The sequence below is a fragment of the Phocaeicola barnesiae DSM 18169 = JCM 13652 genome (genome assembly GCF_000374585.1).
GTDB lineage: Bacteria > Bacteroidota > Bacteroidia > Bacteroidales > Bacteroidaceae > Phocaeicola > Phocaeicola barnesiae.
In genome coordinates this window covers 1-5,561 of record NZ_KB894671.1, presented here as the reverse complement: position 1 = coordinate 5,561, position 5,561 = coordinate 1, and the positions used below count along the sequence as shown (strand labels likewise).

The 5,561-nt window shown below is 35.9% G+C and carries 5 protein-coding genes; 3 read left to right on the top strand and 2 right to left on the bottom strand.

The window, feature by feature from the left end:
- Positions 1-338: carboxypeptidase-like regulatory domain-containing protein (locus C510_RS16775; protein ID WP_187326685.1), on the bottom strand; the 338-nt coding region annotated here is incomplete at its 3' end.
- A gap of 330 nt (positions 339-668) precedes the next feature.
- Here C510_RS16775 and C510_RS0115720 point away from each other — a divergent pair.
- Positions 669-1,838 carry a site-specific integrase gene (locus C510_RS0115720; RefSeq protein WP_025892950.1) on the top strand — a complete coding sequence of 390 codons (1,170 nt, stop codon included), beginning with the start codon at positions 669-671 and terminating at the stop codon, positions 1,836-1,838.
- A gap of 145 nt (positions 1,839-1,983) precedes the next feature.
- Positions 1,984-3,297 carry a RagB/SusD family nutrient uptake outer membrane protein gene (locus C510_RS0115715; RefSeq protein ID WP_162160993.1) on the top strand — a complete coding sequence of 438 codons (1,314 nt, stop codon included), beginning with the start codon at positions 1,984-1,986 and terminating at the stop codon, positions 3,295-3,297.
- Positions 3,298-3,581: 284 nt separating this feature from the next.
- On the opposite strand, the gene C510_RS0115710 is transcribed toward C510_RS0115715, so the two are convergent.
- Complete coding sequence (locus C510_RS0115710) at positions 3,582-5,141, bottom strand: ATP-binding protein (protein WP_025892948.1); 1,560 nt, start codon at positions 5,139-5,141, stop codon at positions 3,582-3,584.
- Positions 5,142-5,379: 238 nt separating this feature from the next.
- On the opposite strand from C510_RS0115710, the gene C510_RS17660 reads away from it, so the two are divergent.
- Positions 5,380-5,561 (top strand): hypothetical protein (locus tag C510_RS17660; RefSeq protein ID WP_040366393.1); only part of this gene is annotated, 182 nt, incomplete at its 3' end.

The window sequence follows — 5,561 nt, the reverse complement described above, 5'->3', positions numbered from 1 at the left end:
GCAGTACCGTAAGCTACGACCATTACTTCATCCAACACTTCAGCGTCACTTTTCAAAACAACATTTACATTTGATTTGACATCCACTTTCTGAGTCTGGAAGCCGATGAACGAAATAACCAAAGTTTTCGCCGAACTTGGCACGTTTGTCAACGTAAAATTACCATCGATATCAGTAACGGTACCTACAGTAGTACCTTCTACCAATACAGATGCACCTACTACAGGCAAACCGTCTTCATCAGAAGTGACATGTCCTGTCACTTTAGAAATCTGAGCGTTTACCAGGCCGATTCCTATCACTAGGAAAGCCATTAACAGCATCAATGTTCTTTTCATAAAAATCTCTCTTAAAGTTTAACTTTACATTAAAAAAATTTGTTTACTCTAACGGGGTGCAAATTTAGCAATAAATTCCTAAAGATTAACGAGGTTTGAATAAAACTCGATTAAAAACTCGTTTTTTAACACTTTTCTGACAAATTTCTTAATTGCAAACTTATAAATATGCAAAATGTTCATCTCCGAATCGACAAAATCACATATCTACGCAACTCTATTCTGTAAAAATAATGTTTTATCTCTAATATTCTATAAAATTCTTGCATCTTACGAATGGAATACCAAATAGGGTAATATCATCTAAATTATAATTGAGCAATAAGGTATATGGAAAAGATTAATTACAGATTGGTTCATAACCGTAAAAACAGTTTGAATGATAAAGGTATGGCCCTTATCCAGGTAGAAGCCTATTACAAAAAGAAAAAGATATATTTTTCTACACATATATATGTAACTCCTGAACAATGGGATAAGAAGCAGCAGTTAATAATATGCCATCCACATAGTGAAGTTCTCAATCGCATGTTAGACGAATTCATATTAAGTCTGCAATGGAAGGAATTGGAATGTTGGAAGCAGGGGAAAGTTATATCCTTGGAGTTGTTAAAACAGCCTTCTCAACGCCAGCGAAATGGCGGAGAAAATCTATTTGTTCAAATAAGTAGAAATTGGGTAGAACAATCCAACCGGAAAGAAAGTACTAAAAACAATCTTTACTCTACTCTTTCGCTGTTACAAGAATTCAGTCCGGATGTGAGTTTTTCTGAGATTTCATACACTTATTTAAAGGATTTTGAATCTTTTCTAATCAAAAAAGGACATGCTATCAATACTATAGCCAAGCATTTGAGGCATTTGAGAACACTTGTCAATGAAGCAGTCAGGCAAGACTTGATTACACCAGAAGACAATCCCTTCCGAAAATACCAGATTCGAACCATTGCAAGTAAACATACCTTTTTGCTACCGGAGGAATTACAGAAACTAGAAAATCTCTCTTTACCCAAACGTCATAATCATCTGCAACATACACTTGATGCTTTTCTTTTTTGCTGTTATACCGGATTGAGATATTCAGACTTCACACAACTTTCAGTAAATAATCTGATTAAACTGGATAAGCATAATTTATGGATTGTCTTCAAGTCCATCAAGACGAATATAGAAATACAGATACCCTTGTATTTATTGTTTCAAGGGAAAGCGATGGCTATACTTCATAAGTATTCCCGGAATCCCAATCTCCTTTTTAGCTTAAAGCCAAACTCCAGTGTCAATAAGGAACTGAAAAAGATAGGGGAGCTTGCTCAAATCCAAAAGCATTTTTCGTTTCATACGGCCCGACATACCAATGCGTCTTTATTGATTTATGAGGGGGTGCCTATCACAACTGTACAAAAATTGCTGGGACATCAAAGTATCAAAACAACAGAGGGTTACAGTAATATATTTCCTTCTACCATTATAAATGATTTGAAAAGGTGTAAACGGTGATTCCGCAGATGATAAAGGAGGAATAAGGTATATCTTTTATTGGATCTGGAAACGATTTGTCAATTATTCATCTAGCAATCTTCAGTTTTTTCTCATATACGATAACATAAAGCTCAAAAAAACTATGATAATAAACTATTTCAGTTTGAATGGTATCTATTATCGTGTAGGCCATTATGCATTTTTGGGCAATTATGCTACTACAGTGGGAGACTTCTGTAGTGGTATGAGCACAGGTAGTGCTTCATCAGGTCACATGTACAGTTATAGTGCATTCACTTTTACAAGTACATCTGCTGAGCTGGAAGATATGTGGAATATCGGTTATAAAATTTTGGCAGGCTCTACAGAATCAATCAATGCTGCCAATGAAATGTTAGCAAATGGTACAATTCTTGAAAGTGAAAAAGCGACTACTTATAATTATATTGGTCAGTTTCATGCACTGAAAGCTTTGGCTGGTTACTACTTGGTAAATTTGTATGCTTTGCCTTATTCGGAAAGTAACAAATCACAGCCGGGAATAATCATTATCGATAAAGAAGTTCCGGAAGCTTTTGCAACCGTCAGCCGTGGAACTGTTGAAGATACTTACACGCAGATTACTAAAGATATCCAGTCTGCGGAAGATGCTTTTGCACAAGCTGGTGAAGAAGCAACCAGTAGCACTTATAGTTCTGCCTATTACATGGGTATGATGGGACTTCAAGCTTTGAAAGCACGTGTCTATCTTTCAATGGGAGATTATAATGCTGCTGAAACAGCTGCAAAAACTGCTATCACACTGAAAGGCAATGGTGACGGTACAGGTACAGATGCTGTTCCATCAGATGAGACATATACATCTATGTGGGGAGATGTTGTCGCAACAGAAGAAGACCTCTTCACTATAAAGAAATCAGAAGACGATAATCTTTCTGCCAACTCCATCAATACATTGTACGGCAGCTATTATGCAACTGTCCAAAACAATGTAATCAATAAATTTGGTAAGAATGACATCCGTGCCAGCTTGTTCACTGCAGGAGCTGGTGGTGGAACTACAACTACTAAATTCTTAGGAAAATCAGCTGCTGCTGTTTGTAACATTCCTGTTTTCCGTAAATCAGAAATGTCCTTGATTATCGCTGAATGTGAAGCTCGTAATGGAAATATTTCAGAAGCACAGAATTATCTGTTGTTTACGGCTAAACGTAATAGGGATATTAAATCTACTTCTGATCTTCCTTCAAATACAGCAGACTTGCTCTCATTTATATCAGAAGAAAGAATCCGTGAGTTTGTTGCTGAAGGACATCGTTTTTATGATGCACGCCGTATGGGCGATTTAGTATCAGGAGATAATTTCCAGAATTGGGATATTCAGAAATTCGTATTCCCGATACCTGAATCGGAAATCAATACCGGTACAGGTTGTCAGCAGAATGAAAATTGGAGTGATAACTTACCTGTCTTTTAAATCTATAAACTTTAGGAGGTAAATAAAATAATTAATAGCCATGTCTAGTATTTATAAAGTACTAGGTATGGCTATTTTATATCATTTTAATTACTCATATTCAACATGTTCCCTATTTTGTACATGCTACTGAATAAAATGCTTACCTATCTGGAAAATTCTGAAAAAATCCGAATACCTACAAACAAGCTGCAATATATTCCCCCCTAAAAAAAATTAGGTATCTAGACTGGTTTTTCAAATAAGTTCTCCTACAATAAAAATCTGATTCCGTATCATTGCAGTCAGGCTTCTTCCTCACTAATAACCCAGTCTTCAATATTTCTACTTTTATTGCTGAAGTTGATACCAATCTTATATATTTTTTTGCCTTTTCCCTTGAATGGCCATATATAATGCTTATTTTCTATCTGTCCGACAGCTTTTTCAGCATTCCCATCTAATTTGAATTCCATTACATATACATATTTGTCTGTCTCCAGAAGCAAATCGATACGTCCTTCAGAAGTATGATATTCCGCTTGAGTATAGAAACCTATCAATTTGAATAGAATATAGAGTACATTCTGATAATGTAGTTCCAGGTTACGGATAAGTTCGTATGGAATATCCGCAAAAAAACTTTGCAGACGGCGGATTAGAGAATCCGCGTGTCCATTTTCTATATCCTCGACGAAACGCATAATCTGGAATGCGGATTCAGCTGGTTGCAGACAAGCATAATGAGGCAGTAAATAATTGAAGAACCCTTCTTCTACTTCTCTGTTGGGAAATCCCAGGATGTAAACTTTAAACCTGGAATTATATTCTTTTACAGTAAGATAACCACTTTGATATAAAATAGGGACCGGACTATTTTCCATTACATCTATGCCATTAAGTATATCGGAAGTGACTACTTCTTTAGACAGACGTCTCAACTCATAGCCATTTTGTTGTAATATGCGTAATAAAAAGGTGGGTGTACCGGTTTCAAACCAATAGCTACCAAATTTTAGCTGTGCCAGTGTGTTCAACAGACTGAACGGATTATATAGTCCTTCTCCGTGTTCTGTAAAGTGATAACCGTCATACCACTCTTCAAGTTGTTTGCAGACTTGAGGATATTCCATATTCGTGGAAGTAGACAACTTAACAAGGTCTTCTTCCATATACGTGTGGATTTCCTTCTCCGTAATGCCACAAAGGTTAGCATAACGGTTGTCCATAGATATATCCATTAAGTTGTTCAAATCACTGAAGATACTAATCTTACTGAATTTTGTAACTCCGGTAAGTATGGCAAACTGGATAAACAGATCTTTACTCTTTAAAGCTCCATAAAAAGCTTTTAACGTGTCACGATATGTTTGCTGCAATGAAGGATTTCCTATCGTCTGAAGTATCGGCTTATCATATTCATCTACCAGAATAACCACAGACCTACCGCATTTTTCTGCTGCACGCTGAATGATTCCTTGAAAACGAAGAGATAATGACACTTCACTAGCCTCCGCACCATATACTTTTTCCCATTTGGTTAGTATATCATTCAGTATATTGTCCAGACTCTCCGGAGTATCATATCTTTGGGCATTGAAATCAATATGAAGAATAGGATAAGACATCCATTCTTGTTCCAGTCTTTCGATGGCCAGCCCTTGGAACAGTTCCTTTTTCCCTTGATAATAAGCTTCAATCGTTGACAGCAACAAACTTTTTCCGAAACGGCGCGGACGACTGAAAAAATAATATTTTCCAGTAGTTACCAATTGATAAATCAGATTTGTTTTATCAATATAAAGATATCCGCCTTTACGAAGGCTTTCAAAGCTCTGAATTCCTATAGGATATTTTCTATTCACGTCAATCAGATATATTAAATGTTGCTAAAAACAGCTTGATAAAGTTTAATTGATAACTTGTTGAAAACAGATATCAAAATACAGCAAGAATACCACAAGTCATTTTCCCTTTACCAATACCAAGTATTGCAAAGTTAGTTTTTTATTGTTTGAAAGTATATATCCGGTAGAAATAAAATATAAAAGTAGCTTTAATTCTGTATAAGAATCCCCTATCAAACAGCAAAAGGACCTTGCAATGAATTTATTGAGTCATATTCCAACATGTAAAAGATACTACAAAAGTTCGGCGAAGACTTTGGTTGTTTCATTCATCGGCTTCCAGACTCAGAAAGTGGATGTCAAATCAAATGTAAATGTTGTTTTGAAAAGTGACGCTGAAGTGTTGGATGAAGTAATGGTCGTAGCTTACGGTACTGC

Excerpts from the sequence above, each read along its gene's own strand:
- C510_RS0115720 (WP_025892950.1), top strand. The coding sequence starts at position 669 with ATGGAAAAGATTAATTACAGATTGGTTCATAACCGTAAAAACAGTTTG.